Annotated in this window: 15 protein-coding genes; 11 read left to right on the top strand and 4 right to left on the bottom strand. The window is 47.2% G+C overall.

Annotation, left to right across the window (positions count from 1 at the left end; translation table 11 throughout):
* Positions 1–18: 18 nt before the first annotated feature.
* The 4 genes from glpK to KAI36_RS16705 are packed head-to-tail and all read right to left on the bottom strand — an operon-like array spanning position 19 to position 4,850.
* The gene (gene glpK, locus KAI36_RS16720) at positions 19–1,536 is read right to left on the bottom strand and encodes a glycerol kinase GlpK (RefSeq protein ID WP_220025462.1); all 1,518 of its coding nucleotides are present in this window, start codon (positions 1,534–1,536) and stop codon (positions 19–21) included.
* A 12-nt stretch (positions 1,537–1,548) separates the two neighbouring features.
* Positions 1,549–2,484 (bottom strand): transketolase family protein, encoded by a 936-nt coding sequence (locus tag KAI36_RS16715; protein WP_220025461.1) that lies wholly within the window; start codon positions 2,482–2,484, stop codon positions 1,549–1,551.
* Positions 2,485–2,486: 2 nt separating this feature from the next.
* Entirely contained in the window at positions 2,487–3,332 is an 846-nt protein-coding gene (locus KAI36_RS16710; protein WP_220025460.1) for a transketolase, read from the bottom strand.
* Positions 3,333–3,386: 54 nt separating this feature from the next.
* A complete protein-coding gene (locus KAI36_RS16705; protein WP_220025459.1) occupies positions 3,387–4,850 on the bottom strand; it encodes an L-fucose/L-arabinose isomerase family protein in 1,464 nt (487 codons plus the stop codon).
* Positions 4,851–5,160: 310 nt separating this feature from the next.
* On the opposite strand from KAI36_RS16705, the gene KAI36_RS16700 reads away from it, so the two are divergent.
* The 11 genes from KAI36_RS16700 (at position 5,161) to KAI36_RS16650 (ending at position 17,376) form a co-directional block, all read left to right on the top strand.
* The gene (locus KAI36_RS16700; protein WP_220025458.1) at positions 5,161–6,231 is read left to right on the top strand and encodes a LacI family DNA-binding transcriptional regulator; all 1,071 of its coding nucleotides are present in this window, start codon (positions 5,161–5,163) and stop codon (positions 6,229–6,231) included.
* Positions 6,232–6,273: 42 nt separating this feature from the next.
* Positions 6,274–8,223 carry a BglG family transcription antiterminator gene (locus KAI36_RS16695; RefSeq protein ID WP_220025457.1) on the top strand — a complete coding sequence of 650 codons (1,950 nt, stop codon included), beginning with the start codon at positions 6,274–6,276 and terminating at the stop codon, positions 8,221–8,223.
* 177 nt (positions 8,224–8,400) lie between these two features.
* Positions 8,401–8,760 carry a PTS sugar transporter subunit IIA gene (locus tag KAI36_RS16690; protein WP_025718389.1) on the top strand — a complete coding sequence of 120 codons (360 nt, stop codon included), beginning with the start codon at positions 8,401–8,403 and terminating at the stop codon, positions 8,758–8,760.
* The gene (locus KAI36_RS16685) at positions 8,757–9,056 is read left to right on the top strand and encodes a PTS sugar transporter subunit IIB (protein ID WP_023989371.1); all 300 of its coding nucleotides are present in this window, start codon (positions 8,757–8,759) and stop codon (positions 9,054–9,056) included. Before KAI36_RS16690 ends, KAI36_RS16685 begins: the two co-directional genes overlap by 4 nt.
* Positions 9,057–9,102: 46 nt before the next feature.
* On the top strand, positions 9,103–10,512 hold the full coding sequence (locus tag KAI36_RS16680; protein ID WP_220025456.1) for a glycoside hydrolase family 1 protein: 1,410 nt from the start codon (positions 9,103–9,105) through the stop codon (positions 10,510–10,512).
* Between the two features lie 45 nt (positions 10,513–10,557).
* Positions 10,558–11,862 carry a PTS sugar transporter subunit IIC gene (locus KAI36_RS16675; protein WP_025718394.1) on the top strand — a complete coding sequence of 435 codons (1,305 nt, stop codon included), beginning with the start codon at positions 10,558–10,560 and terminating at the stop codon, positions 11,860–11,862.
* Positions 11,863–11,933: 71 nt separating this feature from the next.
* Positions 11,934–13,220: a glycoside hydrolase family 140 protein gene (locus KAI36_RS16670; protein ID WP_220025455.1), complete on the top strand. Its 1,287-nt coding sequence runs from the start codon at positions 11,934–11,936 to the stop codon at positions 13,218–13,220.
* Positions 13,221–13,339: 119 nt separating this feature from the next.
* Positions 13,340–14,002 (top strand): S-layer homology domain-containing protein, encoded by a 663-nt coding sequence (locus tag KAI36_RS16665; protein WP_220025454.1) that lies wholly within the window; start codon positions 13,340–13,342, stop codon positions 14,000–14,002.
* Positions 14,003–14,261: 259 nt separating this feature from the next.
* Positions 14,262–14,930, top strand: a complete 669-nt coding sequence (locus KAI36_RS16660; RefSeq protein ID WP_071641636.1) for a uracil-DNA glycosylase — start codon at positions 14,262–14,264, stop codon at positions 14,928–14,930.
* Between the two features lie 16 nt (positions 14,931–14,946).
* Complete coding sequence (locus KAI36_RS16655) at positions 14,947–15,369, top strand: hypothetical protein (RefSeq protein ID WP_023989366.1); 423 nt, start codon at positions 14,947–14,949, stop codon at positions 15,367–15,369.
* Positions 15,370–15,489: 120 nt separating this feature from the next.
* The gene (locus KAI36_RS16650; protein ID WP_220025453.1) at positions 15,490–17,376 is read left to right on the top strand and encodes an Ig-like domain-containing protein; all 1,887 of its coding nucleotides are present in this window, start codon (positions 15,490–15,492) and stop codon (positions 17,374–17,376) included.
* Positions 17,377–17,405 lie beyond the last annotated feature (29 nt).

Below are 17,405 nucleotides of genomic sequence, written 5' to 3'. Positions count from 1 at the left end.
TTGAAGTATAGAGTTTATTTATAAAACGGGAGAATCATGCTGTTGTTGCACTATAGACTGAACAGCCCGCTGCCAGCCAGTATAATATTTCTCTCTGGTAGCGTCATCCATCTTTGGTTCATATGTCTCATACATTTTAAGATTGGAAGCGATTTGATCTGGATCGGACCAAAAGCCTGTGCCGAGCCCGCCGAGATAGACCGACCCCATGGCTGATAGCTCGGCACATGTGGATCGGCTCACAAGGTTGCCCAGAATATCGGCCTGAAATTGCATCAGCCAAGTGTTGGATGAAGCCCCGCCGTCCGTGCGCAGGCCGACCAACTCAATACCGGACTGTTCCTGAATAAACTCTATAGCGTCCCGTACTTGGTAAACGATGCTCTCCAGCGCAGCCCGGACAATGTGTCCTTTGCCAGTTCCACGGTTCATACCGATAATTGCCGCCCGGGCGTAGGGATTCCAATAGGGAGCGCCCATTCCGACAAAGGCAGGCACAAGATAGACGCCATCGTTTGCAGGAACGCTTTCGACTAAGCGCTGCATTTCCTCAAAGGTAGAGAACAGTCCTAAGTTGTCCTGCGTCCATTTGATGCTGTCACCTGTTGTCCGGATGATGGCTTCAAGTGCATACGTAACAGTTCCACCGGCCCCCCAGGCGATAGCGGTTACAAGTCCGTCACCACCATCCACCGGATGATTCCCTACGTTCATTAATACAGAGGTGCCCGTGCCAAAGGTTGCTTTGGCTGTTCCGGGCTTGAAACACAGATGCCCATACAATGCCCCTTGTGAATCCCCAATGACGCCCGAAATCGGTATTTTCTCATTGAAAAGGTCGCAATCTGCCGTATATCCGAAAATAGCGTCGGATGGTTTAACCTCGGGCAGCAGGGAAGAAGGAACGGAGAACAACTGGGCAAGCTCTTCATCCCACTCCAGCGTGTGGATATTGAACAGCGATGTACGGCTGGCATTTGTATAGTCGGTTGCATGATTTTTGCCGCCGGTAAGCTTCCAGACCAGCCAACTGTCCATGTTCCCTGCAAGTAGCCTCCCTTCAGCCAGCAGGTTGGCAGCTCCTTCCGCATGTTCAATGATCCATTTGAACTTGGCAGCGGAGAAATAAGGATCAAGCATAAGTCCTGTTTTGGCGTGGATGGTGCTTTCGTGGCCAGCTTGCTTTAGCTCGGCGCACAGGTCCGCCGTACGCTGGCATTGCCAGACAACAGCATTATATATTGGCTGACCAGTCGCCTTATCCCACACCAGTGCCGTTTCGCGTTGATTGGTGATTGTCAGCGCAGCTAGTGCGGACGGGTGGACGCAGGCTTGCTCCAATACGCTGCGGGCCGTTATTTTGACATTTTCATAAATTTCGAGCGGATCATGCTCTACCCAGCCGGGTTGGGGGTAATATTGCTTATGCTCCATCCCGCTACGGGCGATTACTGTACCCTGATGGTCTACAAGGAGTGCTTTGGTGCCTGAAGTACTCTGGTCGATGGCCAATATATATTGTTGATTGTGCTCCATATGCTTCGCCCTCTACTTATTAATCAATTCGAATGCAATTTGTCTGATATTGTCACCCGTAATGCCGTAGTGTTGGAAAACTTCCGCCGATTTACCGGCAATCGCCGGCTCATCAGGGATGCCGAGCACTCTCATAGGAACCGGGTGATTCTGCACAACAACTTCTGCCACAGCTGCGCCGAGACCGCCGTAAATGCTATGTTCCTCAACGGTAATGATGCGTCCAGTTTCATGTGCAGCGGTAATGACCGCCTCTTCATCCAGCGGCTTGATTGTATGCATGTTGATTACCCGGGCGGATATGCCTTCGTCGTTGAGTGCCTTGGCGGCATCGAGCGCGATTCGCACGGTTTCACCGACACCAATAATTGTAACGTCGTTGCCTTCTCTCACAGTTATAGCTTTGCCTATTTCGAATGGGTAATCATCGGTTTCGTAAACGTCCTCAACGGGATTACGCCCGATTCGCACGTATACGCCGCCGTCATATTTTACAAGTGCTTCAGTCAGTTTCTTCGTTTCGTGACGATCAGCAGGCAGGACAATCGCCAGTCCCGGAATTGCCCGGGCTACTGCGATATCTTGCACGGAGTGGTGTGACATGCCAAGCGCCCCGTAGCTGACGCCTCCGCTAATGCCGATGAGCTTTACATTTGTCCGCGAATAAGCAACGTCAACTTTGACTTGTTCAATACTGCGCATACTGAGGAAGCAGGCTGGTGAAGTCACAAACGGTTTTTTACCGCTGTGGGCCAGGCCTGCAGACATGCCTACGATATTCTGTTCGGCAATGCCGACCTCGACGAACTGCTCCGGGAACGTATTGGCAAAGGGAGCCATTGCAGCAGAACCGCGCGAATCGCTGGCCAGTACCATGATATCACGGTCGTCTTTGGCCAACTCCAGCAGTGTGTCACAGATTACTTGGCGATTAGGAATTTTATTCATGCTTAATGCACCTGCCCTTTCTGCGTCAATTCTTCGATCGTTGCCTTTAGCTCTGTGAGAGCCAGCTCAAACTCTTTATCATTAGGCACATGGTGATGCCATGCCGGGACATTTTCGGCGAACGATACGCCTTTGCCCTTGGTGGTATTGGCCATAATTAACGTTGGCTTTCCGGCTACTTCAGGGGCGGACCTGAATGCCTTAAGCAATGCTTCCATATTGTTGCCGTTGATAGAGACGACGTTCCAGCCGAAGGCAGTCCACTTCTCTTCCAGCGGCTCCAGTCCCATGACTTCTTCGGTAGCACCGCTGATCTGGAGTCGGTTGCGGTCGATAATGCCGATCAGGTTATCCAGCTTATAATGAGAGCCTGCCATAGCGGCTTCCCAGTTGGAGCCTTCGGCCTGTTCGCCGTCTCCCATTAAACAAAATACACGGTAAGGACGGTCATCCCGCTTGGCAGCTAGTGCCATGCCTACGGAAATGGGCAGGCCGTGGCCGAGGGCCCCGGTGTTCATTTCAATCCCTGGAACCTTGTTGTTCGGGTGGCCAATGAGTCGGGTGCCGAACTGGCTATAGGTCTCCAGCTCTTCTTTTGGGAAAAAGCCCCGGTCGGCCAGAATACACCATAGAGATTCTACGGAATGCCCTTTGCTGGCGATAAAGCGATCACGGTCATCCCATTTTGGATTAGCAGGGTCAACGTTCATGATTTCATAATATAAAGCCGTTAAAATGTCTGTATTGCTCAGCGATCCCCCCGTATGTCCCGTTTTGGCGCGGTGAATGATGGTTAGCAGGTCCATGCGGATTTGTGCGGCTTTGACTTTCAGTTCCTGAATTTCCATAATGTCCTCCTCAAGATAGGTATTATAGGGATGGGCTTTGTCGCTTTAGACGTCTCAAACGTGAAGGTTCGGGCGCTTATTACGGGCGAGATCGGATCCTCTAAGCCAGCTTTGAATTTCCTGTTCCGTGGGATCGACCGGATCAGGCGTCAGGCCGGGTATATAATTGCAGGCCTCATAAATGGTCGGGATCACATTGGCGTGGATACCTACGGAATGATGGACGTAAGGCCCTTTTACGAGTTTTTCCTCCCACAGCGGCCAATCGTTTACTTCCACCCATACGTAGGAGCCGCGGGTATAAGGACCTTCAATACCCCGGGCACGCCCGAGGAACATGGAGTACTCACCGTGGTCGCCGTCAAATCGGGCAATGGTCATACCGCCACCGCGGATTTCGCCTTCATGCGTTCCGGGAGAATGGTCGTCGAAGAGAAAATGTTTGCGTAACTTCGGTTTGTTCTCTACGGAGAGCGAGACCGGGAAATTGCCACAGTGGAAGAGAAGTTCGCCGTTATCATTCTCAGGATGTCGAACGGTAATATCTGCGAAGAAGGTTGGCAATGTGTTCATGGATGCAGCCTGCACCATAATGGAAGTAATGGCTCCGTGGATATCTGTTTCACAAGTAACCGGAATTTGTTCGTCAGTCAGGATTGCATTGGCCAGACACGGCATAATAGATATGGCATCCTGCAAAGAGGACCAGCACTGAATTGCGATAGCGCTGCTTCCCGTCTCACGGGCGAAGGATTTCATGGCGACCTTTAAAGCAGCTATCCGTCTTACATCATCTTCGGTCACTTCACTGTAATCGAGTTTTTCTTTAATGTAATCCATCGTTTCCAGAAGCTCTGAGCTATTGCTGGAGGCGATTTTTTTGGTTCTAAGCTGAATGTCGACAATGGTAATGGGATGAATCTCAATGCCGAAGCGTTCCAGCAGTTCGCCTTCATTGCACATCATCGTCCAGAACGAAGCGGGGCGGGGGCCAATCTGGAGAATGCGTAAGCTCTTGAATTGGCGCACGACGTTGGCGGCCGCCACAAAGTTGGTAAAGCCTCTTTCGAAAACCGGATCATTCACCCAACTGTTCGTTACATAGGTGAAGGGAACGTTGAATCTTCGCAGCACTTTACCTGTCGCGAAAATACCGCATTGGGTGTCGCGAAGGCGCATGCCGTCCGCAAGCGGCGCTTCATCCCGCGGTCCCCACAGCAGGACAGGCTTGCCGAGCGCCTTGCCTACACGAGCTACAGTATCTTCTGTACCAAAGTTGCAATGTGGGAAAAAAACAGCGTCGACTTCTTCTTCTTTGAATCGCTTTGCAATTAAATCCGCGTTTATATGGTCATCATACAGCAAGCCTTCCTCATTAAGGCCCTCCAGGTCTACAATGTCGATATCCATGCCAAAGCTCTCAATTTTCTTGCGAATTTCCACTTTGTACTTAAAGGCATCGTCGGCGCTGAACGTAAATCGGCGCGTCGGAGCATAACCCAACTTTAGTTTCTTCATGATCATGTCTCCTCTGTACTTGAATAAACAACATTTGCTGAACAAAATAGAATAACTAAACTAAACAAAATCAAATTAGTTTAGTTATAAAAACTAAATTTAATGACTATTTCTATGTCGAGGCCATAGTAACATTGAATTAAAACGGTGTCAATGAATTATTTAGTGATATTTAGTTATGAAAACTAAAAAATAACTAAACAAATATAAATAAATTTAGCTAATTATTGCATCGCATCTCAAATCGGTGTAAACTTCATCTATTCACTTTACTGCTGTGTTCATCTTATTTAGAATGGAGAATTAGGGCATGAAAATGGAAGACATTGCTAAGCTGGCCAACGTATCCAAATCAGCTGTTTCACTGGCCTTCAGCGGCAAGCCGGGTATTGGCCTGGATACGCGTGAACGTATTCTCCAGGTAGCCTACGAGGCAGGATACAGTCCCAAAAGCAAGACGATAACGCCTTCAAGAAGTGATAAGTCCTTGCTTTTTCTCGTGTGTACAAATTCGGGCATTGTCCTTGAGGAATACTATCAACAGCCATTTTTTAAAGAATTAATCCAGTTTATTGAGGAACGTTGCCGACAAAAAGGGTATTCGTTGATCTTCTCGACGGTCGACGTAGAATTTTTCCAGAGGGATATCCAGATGGTTGCAGAGGAGAAACGCAGTGCAGGCACCATTGTTCTGGGAACCAATCTGACCCGAGAGCAGATCAGTGATATTCATGGCAAGCTGCCGAATCTGATTGTGCTGGATACCTGCTTTGATACGCTTCCCGTACAATTTATCCAGATTAATAATGTTATGGGTGCTTATCAGGCAGGAGCTTATTTATGCGACATGGGTCATACTTCAATCGGTTATATTGCTTCAAATGTACGAATTCATAATTTTGAGGAACGTAAACGCGGATTTTTTGGGGCACTTATGGAACGGGGGCTGAAGATTCCGGAGGCACAAATGCTGGCTGTAGCGCCAACCATTCTTACTTCGCAGGAGGATCTGAATCGGCAGTTAACCGTTTATCTGGAGAGCGGGAAAACTTTGCCGACGGCCTGGTTCTGCGAATGCGACTATATTGCTATCAGCGCTATGAAGACCATGAGCGAGCTTGGCATCCGGGTGCCGCAGGATACTTCAATTATCGGCTTTGACAACATTACGGAATCGGTCATTGTTACGCCGGAGCTAACGACCATTCATGTAGAAAAAGAAAGAATGGCCGTTCTGGCTGTCGATCTCCTGACCGATACTATTGAGCAGGGAACGCAGGTTACAGCAAAAATCACAGTGGATACGAAATTTGTAGAGCGCAATTCCTGTGCTGCTCCTGCCACTTTCGTACCTAAAGGCGAGCTAACCGAGCAGGCCTGAGTAGAGGATAGATTTGGACAAAAGAACGGGGGGTCACCTTGAATGAATACGCGAATGGTTTCGATTCTACAGCATTTGCTGGCTGCGGATACTCCTGTCAACAGCGAGCATCTGGCAAAGTTGATCCAGGTTACTTCACGTACCGTACGTAGCGATATCAGAGAACTGGATGAATTTCTGGCCAAGCATGGAGCATCGATTCAGCCTGTTCGTTCAAGGGGGTATGAACTGAAAATCACGGACGACCGCAGCTTTCGTACGCTCCTACAGCAGTTGTTCCTGTATAACGAACCGGATGATCCCAATTCTCCTGAATACCGACAGCGTTATTTAATCTCGCGCCTCCTGCTTACAGAAAATTATTTGAAGCTGGAAGAGTTGGCGGATGAGTTATACATTAGCAAATCCACCGTACAAAATGATTTCAAAGAGGTTAAGCATATGCTACAGGCTTACGGAATCGGCATTGATAAGCGCCCGAATTACGGTGTCAAGCTGAGGGGCGACGAGGTTCGCTTACGTTTCTGCATGTCTGAATTCATCGTCAACCGTTCTGAAGAAGAAAGGACTGGGGGCGTGGAGGCCGCATCGAGAATGGTTACCCCTTGGGAAATGACACTCATTCGCGGTATTATTCTGGAGCAAATCCAGAATCACGGGGTCACTTTGTCGGATGTTGCCTTCAACAACCTGTCCATTCATATTGCTATAGCTTGCAAGCGTATTCGCGATGGGAACCGGGTCGCGATGCTTTCCGAAGAAAGAGAAGATTTTCGGGCTACCGAGGAATTTCGAGCCGCTGAACATATTGTTAGCCACATTGAAAAGCAAATGGATTTGATCTTTCCGGAGGATGAGGTTGCTTATATCGCCATGCATCTGGCCGGGAACAAGTGGTTTGAGGGAGTTACGGAGCAACAGACAGAAGAGGCGGGGCCTCAGAAACTCTTGGATCGGGGAATTTATGAGCTTGGCAGAGAAATGCTGGCTGAAATTGACAGGGGCTTTAACCTGAATATCAGCCGGGATCAAGAACTGTTAATGGGCATATGTCTTCATCTGAAATCGGCGCTAAACCGCGTGAAATATAGGATGAATATCCGTAATCCGATGCTGGATCATGTGAAGAATAATTATCCTTTGGCTTTTCAGGCGGGGGTCATAGGTGCCAAGTTGATCGAGAGCAAACTGAATTTGACTATACCAGAGACAGAAATGGGTTATTTGGCGATTCATATCGGGGCCGCCATGGAAAGGCAGCAGATGAACAACAGACCTAAACGCTGCCTTGTCGTATGCACTTCGGGTGTTGGAAGTGCCCGCCTGCTGTATTACAAGCTACGTAGCAAGTTCGGTGAAAGGCTTGAGGTTGCTGGCACGACCGAGTATTACAAGTTGCAGCAGGTTCCTTTGCATGGCATTGATTTTGTGGTAAGCACAGTTCCAATCCCGCAGACATTATCCGTTCCGGTCGTGGTAGTTCAGACTCTGCTTGGCGGCGGTGACATCGATAAGATTGAAGAGCTGCTGACGGATGAAGGCGAATTTACTTTCCGCTACATTATGGAAGAGCTTGTATTTCTGAGACATAACTTCACTACAAAAGAAGAGATTATTACTTTTTTGGGAGAAAGAATGCATGCTTCCGGATTGATCCGCTCTTCCGAGGGATTCATCGGATTGGTGCTGGAAAGGGAAAATGCTGCTCCTACGGCTTACGGAAATCTGGTAGCCATTCCTCATCCTATTATTCCGCAAAGCAACCGGACGGTATGGGCGGTCTGTACATTGAAATCTCCCATAGATTGGTCCGGCAAGCCCGTGCAGTTCGTCTGCCTGCTCAGTATTAACAAAAACGGCGACGAGCCTCCGGCGAAAATGTATAAGCATCTGATGGGACTACTCGACGACTCGGATATTATCCAGCAAATGCTGGAATGCAAAACCTACGGGGATTTTGCTCAAATTATTGTCAAACATAAACTGTATTAAAATAAAGCTCTGCACGACATCTGCTTGGATTTTGAACAAGCATCGTGCGGAGTTTTGCTATTTTTTCCATTGTAAGCATTTCCGCTTCTAGTGGAAAAGGGTTGCGTTTAGAAGTCGGCAAGAATCGTATACACTGAATCTGTAAGCTAAAGAGATGAAATGCATGGGGTGAATTCAATGGATGAGTATCAGGAAATCATAATGGGACTTATAACAAATTCGGGTATTGCGAAGAGTAAAGCTATGGAAGCCATCAGCTTTGCCGAGAAGGGTAATGCGGAGCAGGCAGCAGAATGTCTTGAAGAATGCAAGAACGAACTGGTCCAAGCGCATAAATCGCAGACGCGACTGATCCAGCAGGAAGCGGGTGGAACAGCTCATGAAGTGACACTGCTAATGGTGCATGCACAAGACCATCTTATGTCTGCCATTACGACCAAGGATCTGGCGAGACATATCGTGGAACTTTACAGCAGATTGAACCGTTACGAAGCAGCAGTATCCATCACACCATTATCGGGGAGGAATAACCAATGAAACAAATTACGCTTGTATGTGCAGCGGGAATGTCTACAAGTATGCTGGTGCAGAAAATGCAGAAGGCTGCACAGGCTCAAAATGTTGAGGTTGAGATCAGAGCTACTTCCGAAAGCTCCTTTAAAGAGTATGCGGACAAAACGGATGTACTGCTGATTGGACCGCAGGTCGGCTATTTGGAAGACGATTTTAAAACCAAATACGAGCCTAAAGGCATCAAGGTAAGCGTAATCGACAGAATGGATTATGGCATGATGAATGGTGAAAAGGTACTTGCCGAAGCCTTAAATCTATAATTGTCTGTACAAATAGATCAACACTTTTTCATTGAAGGTGGTCAAAATGAAATATCATAAATTGAAAGCGTTTGACTCCAATTTTCTATGGGGTGGATCGACCTCGGCCTATCAGTTTGAAGGAGCATGGAACGAGGACGGAAAAGGGCCGTCTGTTATTGACACCCGTCCGCCCCGGGAAGGGATCACTGATTATAAGGTGGCAAGCGATCATTACCATCACTATAAGGAAGACATTGCCTTACTGGCGGAAATGGGCTTCAAGGCTTATCGCTTCTCGGTGGCCTGGACCCGCATTTATCCGCAGGGAACAGGGGAATTGAATCCGAAAGGCATACAGTTTTACAACCATATAATTGATGAGTTATTAAAATACGGGATCGAACCGATCGTGACCATGTATCATTTTGATCTTCCAGCAGCTTTGGAAAAAGAAGGCGGATGGTCGAACCGTAGTACAATCAACGCATTTGAAACGTATGCGAAGACATTGTTCGAACACTTTGGGGACCGGGTGAAATATTGGTTAACTATTAACGAACAAAACATGATGATTTTGCACGGTTCCGCTTTGGGAACGTTGGACCCGAACCTGAAGAATCCGAAAAAGGAATTGTATCAGCAAAATCATCATATGCTTCTGGCTCAAGCCAGGGCGATGATTCTGTGCAAAGAAATGTTACCTGAAGCTAAAGTGGCACCGGCTCCTAACATCTCGTGCGTATATCCAGCGTCTTCGCGTCCGGAAGATGTGCTGGCGGCTGATAACTTCAACGCAATCCGCAATTGGTTATACCTTGATATGGCGGTGTTTGGCCGTTACAATACGCTGGTCTGGAGATACTTCGAGGAAAAAGGCTATACGCCTGAGATTCAAGAAGGTGATATGAGTATTCTGTCCGCCGCAAAGCCAGACTTTATCGCTTTTAATTATTACAGCTCTGCAACGGTCAAAGCCAGTACCCAGAATTCGGCAGAAAAAGGCGGGATGGGGGATCAGCAAATCTCAGTTGGAGAAGTGGGTGTTTTTGCTGGGAGTGGAAATGAGTACCTGGAACGAACGGAGTTCGGCTGGGGAATTGATCCGGCAGGCTTGCGTGTTACTCTTAGGAAGATCTATGACCGCTATCAGCTACCGCTGATCATTACCGAGAATGGACTGGGGGCTTTTGATTCCTTGGAAGAGGGCGATGTCGTAAGAGATGATTACCGCATCGATTACTTGCGCAAGCATATCGAGCAATGCCAGCTGGCTATTACGGACGGGGTGGAGCTGTTTGGTTATTGTCCTTGGTCCGCAATTGATCTGGTCAGCACCCACCAGGGAGTAAGTAAACGTTACGGATTCGTCTATGTTGACCGGGATGAGTTCAACCTGAGACAATTGCGGCGGATTCGCAAGAACAGCTTCCATTGGTACAAAAATGTGATTTCCTCAAATGGAAGCGTTCTCTAGATTATAGTACAACAGATGAAACTCTAAAGCAGGAGTTGAAGGAATATGGCTAACGAAAAAAAACTATCGCATAAATTACAAAGATACGCTGGGAAAATTCAGCAAAATCGCTATATGAGCGCTATATCAAATGGACTGATGTCCACCCTTCCTTTTTTGATTATTGGAGCATTTTCGACGCTTTTCTCCGCACTTGCCTGGGAGCCTTACCAGAACCTCATCGCACCCATTAAGGGTATTATCGGATTAGGATCGACGATGACAACTGGCATCATCGCCCTCTATGCAGTCTTCTTCATCGCCTACAGACTGGCGCAAGCTTTTGACAAGGACCCGCTGGTTCCCGCAGCAACGGCACTGCTCTCGTTTCTTATTTTGACGCCGATTCAAACATTCGATAAAGTCCGGGCGCTTCCACTTCAGTGGCTCGGTGCGCAGGGTTTATTTGTCGCCATGTTGGTTGGCTTGCTCGCTTCCCGATTGTATATCTGGATTGTCGATCGCAACTGGACCATTAAAATGCCCGAAGGAGTACCGCCTACCGTTGTCAAAACATTCTCAGGATTAATTCCGGCGATACTCGTAGCTATGGTATTCGTTATTGTTTCCGGTCTGTTCATGCATACGTCATTCGGTACGGTCCATGAGTTTATTTATACCTATCTGCAAGTGCCACTGGAAGGACTGGGTGGATCACTGGGGGCTATGATTGTCGCCCTCATCATTATGCAGGTGCTCTGGATGTTCGGAATCCACGGTGCAATCGTAACGCTTGCCATCGTCAAACCGATCTGGATGAGCCTGGATCTTGCCAATCTCGACGCTTTCCAGGCGGGAGCTCCGCTTCCGAACATTATCGGGCTGGCTTTCTGGTATATTTTCTCAAACTATGCGCCGATGTTGGGCTTCGCTCTCCTGCTGGTCTTCTTGGCCAAGAGTAAGCAATTACGCACAATTGGCAAGCTCGGTCTTCCGGGGACTTTCTTCTCGATTCACGAGCCACTCATTTTCGGAATTCCAGTTGTTTTGAATCCGCTCCTGGCTATTCCGTTTATCGTTGCTCCTATCGTCTGCGCGGTCCTCGGTTATTTTGCGACAACTGCGGGCTTGCTGCCTGCACCCATCGGAATTTACCCGGCATTTGGCACTCCGATTTTTGCTCTTGGCTTTATTGAGGGGAGCTGGAGACTTGCAGCTGCACAGCTTTTGCTCATTCCCGTTTGTATGTTGATTTACTATCCGTTCTTTAGAACGCTTGATAAACAAGCGTTGAACAGGGAACGCGAAGCGCAGGAGAAGTCAGAGCAGGAGGGAACGGCTGGAGCCCAAACTAGTATCGTTACTTCATAAAAGAGCAATAAAAGGGAAAGCGGCGAACTGTTCGCCGTTTTCTGTCATTACAGCAATAAGGGGGATGCCGTATGATAAAGCTTGGCATAGCGGAGAACAAACGTTACTTTGTCAATGAAGGAGTTCCATTTTTTTATCTGGCCGATACCGTCTGGAGCGCATTTACCAACATCTCACTGGAGGAATGGGCTGATTATCTTGACTACAGAAGTAGCCAGGGGTTTAATGTTCTGCAAATCAATTTGCTGCGTCAGTGGGATGCCAGCGGCAGTGATTTGGATTACGAACCGTTCGTACGGATTGAGGACGGGAGCTACGATTTTTATTCGCTGAATCCAGACTATTTTGACAGGGCGGAGACAATGGTCGAGATGGCGGTGAGCAAGGGCTTTGTACCCGCGCTTGTTTTGCTTTGGTGCAATTACATCCCGGATACATGGGCGGCCAAGCTTCGTGATGAGAAAAAGATGCCTCTGGAGGCGGTAGAACCGTATGTGCGTTACGCGGCAGACCGATTCTCAAAATATCACCCTATCTATATTGTGAGCGGGGATACCGACTTCCCGTCAGAGCGAGCGAACGAGTATTACCGCACCACACTTCACGTTGTGAAGACACATAGTCCGGAGTGTTTGACTACTCTCCACATTCAGGGGAGACTGGCGGATCTGCCGGATGAGTTCATTAACGATCCTAATTTGGACTTTTACATGTACCAATCAGGTCACAATTCGCAGTTTCAGTCGAAGGCCTACACCTTGGCGTTGGACTTCTACAACAAGCGGGTAACACGGCCTGTGCTAAACTCGGAACCTTGCTACGAGATGATGGGATACAGCCGGAGAGAATACGGTCGTTTCAGCCGTGCCGACGTGCGTAAAGCTGCATGGCAAAGTCTTTTGTCCGGTGCGGGAGCCGGCGTAACCTACGGAGCACATGGAATATGGAGCTGGCACAAAAAAGGGAAACGATTTGGAGTTACTGGGGAAGGTTTTGATAGCCCCTATGAATGGCAGGTTGCCCTTAAATTTGAGGGAGCGTGGGATTATGGATTCGCGAAGTGGCTGTTCCAGATATACGGACTGGTAGATTTGCTGCCTTGGAACATAGTACTTAAGAACACGGAAGAGATTCGAGTTGCCTCAACCAGAGGCTTCGAAAAAATTGCTATTTATGTGCCGGTGAACACGGCCCTGAAGCTAGACGCCGATCTCAGAGAATATGACTTTACGATTATCGACCTGGAATACCGCCGATTTGCAGCAGCTTCGGTAGCGTTTCAGGACAATATAACGGTTATTGATATGCATAATTTTGAGGGGGATGTCATCGTGATTGGCGTGAAAGATAAGGATTGAGCGTTCTGCAATCTTCATCCGAATCTCTGTTAGATCGCTTGCAACCTTTCCATCCTGAACTACGTCAAAGAGGTTGTTAATGGCCAGGGGGGCTAATTCAACTACAAGGTGGAACTTACATGAATATGAGAAAAAGCGCATTCGCAGCCATGACCACAGTATTGCTTCTTTCCTTCTCTTTTGGAGGTCAAATGTTTGCGGCGGGCAATCAGTTCAAGGATTTGGACAGCGTAAGCGGTAAAGACAAAATCATCTTCCTTCAAAATCAGGGTTTGCTTAAAGGGGTCTCTGATACGCAGTTTCTCCCGTCATCTAAAGTGACCGCTGCCCAGGGCATTCAGTTGATCTCCGGCGGACTCCAGCTTAGTTTGGCCGCTATTGATTTTAATAAGGCGCCACAGGCCAGCGGACTGTTTACCCATGTTAAGGATACTGCATGGTATGCCGAAGCCTTTATCAACGCGCATTATAATGGCGTAGAGATTCCAAAAGATATCGTTCCTTCAAAAACCCTGACTAAGGAAGAGTTCACCCACATGTTGATTCAGGGCATGGAAAAAGCAGGCGCTCTTCCGATGATTAAAATCGCACCTGCGAATATAGCGGATGACAGCGAACTGGAGCCTTCTTACCAAGGTAGTATTCAACGCTCGCTAGTCTACAAGGTCAATACCTTGGATGCAAGTGAAAAATTTCATCCAAAAAGCGAGATTACACGTGCCGAAGCTGCTGTTATGTTATATAATGCATTGGAATACCTGAATGCTCATACAAAATCGTAATAAATACAGCAATAAAGAGCTTTTCTTCTGAGGGAATTAAGCTTTCAGTTACTTGACATCATTATCGTTAATGTTATAATAAGGAAATCGAATTTAGACCTGCGGTAGCTGATTACCGTAAGGATATTTTCCTGGTCCTTCGGCATATAACACAGGTAACGAATAAATAAGCTGGCTCCGGATGAGGAGTTCAGCTTATTTTTTTGGATCAAAAAGCTTACCGTTTTCACAGATCTACATATTGAGAGGAGACAGGGGTATGTTTGAGAATGACTGGGATGATGTACTACGAGAAGAGGTCGAAAAGCCATACTTTAATGAATTAAGGTATACGTTAGCCCGAGAGTACAAGTTACATAAGGTATATCCTCCAAAAGAAGACTTGTTTTCCGCACTCAAATTAACGCCATTTCATCTGACCAAAGCGGTTATATTGGGACAGGATCCATATCATGGAGAGGGACAAGCTCACGGTTTGAGCTTTTCTGTTAGACCTGGTGTGCGAACACCGCCATCTCTACTAAATATATACAAGGAGCTTCGCGATGATATCGGCACTCCCATTCCGAATCAGGGATACCTCGTTCCTTGGGCTGAGCAAGGTGTGCTGCTGCTAAACAACGTGTTAACCGTACGTGAAGGACAACCGCAATCTCACCAGGGAATAGGTTGGGAACGTTTCACGGATGCTGTCATTGAAGCGATTAATGAGCGCGAGCAGCCAGCAGTGTTTATTTTGTGGGGGAGCCATGCTCAGAAAAAAGCAAGCTTCGTGAATACCAGCAAGCATTTGGTGCTGAAATCCGTTCATCCGAGTCCATTGGCGGCTCACAGAGGCTTTTTTGGCAGCAAGCCTTTTTCGCGTACCAATGCATTTTTGCAGGAGCATGGAATGGAGCCTATTCGGTGGGAGATTCCTAACCGCTAGCACTGGAGGTGAGGACATGCGTCAGTGGAAGGGACGTCAGGTCATTTTATATCACGGCAACAACGGTCATACCCAGAAGGTGCGCGGCACGCTTGAAAAATGGGATGATATACGAAAGTGTGTTATTTTAGGCCCGAAAATGCTGGCTATTCCTTTTGAAAATATTACGCATATTACCATGCTTCCTCCGGGGCGTGAGCGTAGAAGCCGCCATCCGGCGAAGCTGAACGCTATCGGTTATGTAATGAGCGTTCCGTTACAGTTTGATAATGCCATTCATTTTCAGTCGGCGGTGACGATTTGGAGAGAGGATCAGTTGATTGCTTATAATGTAAAGCTGGTCAGTCACTCGGCACACGATGTAATTCTTGAAGATGGACAAACCTTATCTAAAGAAGAGCATCTGTTTGTGGTAAGGTCACTGCGTGGAGAACTTTAACTGTAATTATTCACCTTTTTTTGATGAAGGGTTCAATTTAGTTAGCTGCTAACCGATAAAAGTAATGGGATTGTTAATTATATCCTATTTTATAGAGATGAAACTAAGGGAGAGAAACGAATGGAGCGTATGAAACGTATGAGCAAACGGAGTACCTTCTTACTTGCTTTGCTAATGTTTGTATTTGCAGCATGGCCAGCGGGTTTGATCCGGGCTGAGGAGAGCACGACCTCCACGGTACAGTGGGACAGTCAAAATCCGACTATATTGAATCTGGGTGGAAGCCCCGCTCAATTAAAAGTGTGGTCATTGACAGAAAAGGGCAAAGAAGATGTTACACAAAAGGCAGAATGGATCTCTGGGGATTCAAGCATTTTAAAGGTAGATAAGGGACTCATTACTCCTGTGTCAAAAGGGCAGATTAAGATTGTTGCCACATATGAGCAGCAAACGGTAAGTACAACGATTACAGTAAAATCGCCTTACAGCAAGTTGCAATTAAATCCGTCTAGTCCCATTAATTTGACGATTGGCGGAGAATCAAAACAATTGACTGCTCAAGGTGTACTTACTGGAGGTGGGACGGAAAGTGTATCCGGTGTCGAATGGACTTCTTCGAATGCGGCTGTTGCTACCGTTGAAGATGGTCTGGTTCGTCCACTTGCCAAAGGCGTGACTTACATTAAAGCAAGTAAAGATGAACTCAAAGCACAAACGATTGTGTATGTGCGTTCTTCTTCTCAGGCATTAGTATTGAATGAAACTGGGTCCAAATCGGTCTTTCTGGGTAGCTCCCCAATTCAGGTTAGTGCAACCGATGTCAACCTGACTGGCGGCAAGACAGATGTGACCAACACGGCAGAATGGACTTCCTCCAATCCGCTGGTTGCCACAGTCGAGCAAGGTAAAATCACACCGATGGATGCAGGCAATTCGACGATTACAGCGTCCTATCACGGTTTGAGCAAGACTCTGAAGATTAATGTACTTCCGACGGTTGAAAAACTGGTTTCAAGCAAAGCCAGTCTGACTCTCGAAACAGGAGGCAAAACTTCTCTTCCGAGTATATCTGCTTATTTGGTCAATGGAGCAAAAAAAGCAGTTCAATCCGATGTAAAATGGAGCTTAAGCAGTGAAAGTGCAGTTAAAATAGCAAATGGTAAGCTGATTGCAGTGAACCCAGGCAGTGCAACATTGACAGCAACGGTAGGTGCGCTCAAACTGGATATTCCAGTGACTGTGCAATACAAAGTGCTCAAGCTGACGGCTTCTGAGAAAAAATATGTATTGGTTGCAGGCCAAGAAGCAAGTATTCCGACAGTAAAAGCACACATGGCTGGTGGCGGAATCCTGGATGTTACCAATCAGGTAAGCTGGGTAGGTACAACAGCCGCAGTTACAGTAGCAAATGGTAAAGTAAAAGCGGTAAATGGCGGTAACTCTGGAATCAAGGCTATGTATATGAACAAATATGTGAAAGTACCTGTCATTGTGGAAGGAGCCATTTCTACATTGACACCAAGCTTTTCGAGTGCTGATATGAATTTGAAAGGAAGTAAGTCCATCAAAGTCATCGGCATATATACGGATGGTAAAAAAGCTACGCTGAGCAGTAAAGTGAAATGGACATCATCGAGTGCTTCCGTAGCGATCGTAAAAGGCTCTTCCATTAAAGCCGTTGGAATTGGAACAGCAACGATTACGGGCACATATCAAGATAAGTCGTTTAACGTTGAGATCAAGGTCACACCTAAGCTGCTCAAACTGGTATTGAGCAATAAAAACCTGAAGCTGCCTAAAGGCTCCTCTCAAGTGCTTAGTGTGAATGCAGTTTATGATTCAGGCGCTACTACCAATGTGACAAGCTCAGCGGTATGGACATCTTCCAAACCGTCGATCGTACAGGTTAATGGCGGTCAGGTGAAGGCGATTGATACCGGAAGTTCCAGTATCAAAGTAGTCTATGGTGGTAAGACTGTAGCGACATCGGCCAGAGTGTTAAAATAGTCTACGCATATTGCCACATCCACTTATAC

This window comes from Paenibacillus sp. S02, assembly GCF_019454065.1.
In the GTDB taxonomy this organism is placed as follows: domain Bacteria; phylum Bacillota; class Bacilli; order Paenibacillales; family Paenibacillaceae; genus Paenibacillus; species Paenibacillus polymyxa_B.
The sequence above is the reverse complement of the archived record's forward strand: the minus strand, read 5'-3'. Positions and strand labels throughout refer to the sequence as shown.